Genomic DNA, 646 nt, shown 5'->3' with positions numbered 1-646 from the left:
CCTAGAGCAAATTTCAGGTTAGTGTACGTGGTAGCCACAATGGTCAAACCAATTTTTCGCGTCGGCTTCGGTCACCCATTCGGTGGCCGTTTGGATGACGGCCTCCAAGGCGTCGCGGGTGCGGGCCTGGGCGGTGCGCCGCCACGTTTTGAGCGTGCTAAAAGCGAGTTCGATGGGGTTGAAGTCAGGCGAGTAGGGCGGCAGGTACAGCAAGCGTGCGCCGCGGGCTTCGACCAACTCGGCCAAGCCGGCCACTTTGTGGGCCGGCAGGTTGTCGAGCACGACCACATCGCCGGGCACGAGTGTGGGACCGAGCACTTGGGCGAGGTAGGCGGCGAAGACGTCGCCGGTGACGGCCCCGCTCACGGTCATGGCCGCTTGCAACCCGTTCGGGGGCAGCGCCGCCACGAGCGTCACGTTCGGTCCGCCGTGCAGCGGCGTGGCCTGGTGGGCGCGCTGCCCGCCTTCGGCGCGGGCGTAGCGGCGGCAGTAAGTCAGAGTGGTGCTGGGCCCAAATGCTTGAATCGCATTTCGTCCACGAACTTAAAACAGGTAAAATCTTCCCCTTGCACGGCTTCGACAAAGGCCGCCCGCAGCTCCCTCACGCGCCGGGTGTCGCGTTCGGCGGCGTGGACGCTCTTTTTTT

At 64.7% G+C, this 646-nt stretch carries 1 protein-coding gene; it reads right to left on the bottom strand.

Annotated elements, in window-relative coordinates; all coding sequences use genetic code 11:
- Positions 1-18 precede the first annotated feature (18 nt).
- Positions 19-498: an IS630 family transposase gene (locus tag WX88_RS31690; protein ID WP_262489868.1), complete on the bottom strand. Its 480-nt coding sequence runs from the start codon at positions 496-498 to the stop codon at positions 19-21.
- Between the last annotated feature and the right edge of the window lie 148 nt (positions 499-646).

Source organism: Hymenobacter terrenus (assembly GCF_000972495.1).
GTDB classification, from domain to species: Bacteria; Bacteroidota; Bacteroidia; order Cytophagales; family Hymenobacteraceae; genus Hymenobacter; species Hymenobacter terrenus.
Note: the sequence above shows the minus strand (reverse complement) of the source record. Positions and strands in the feature narration are given on the sequence as shown.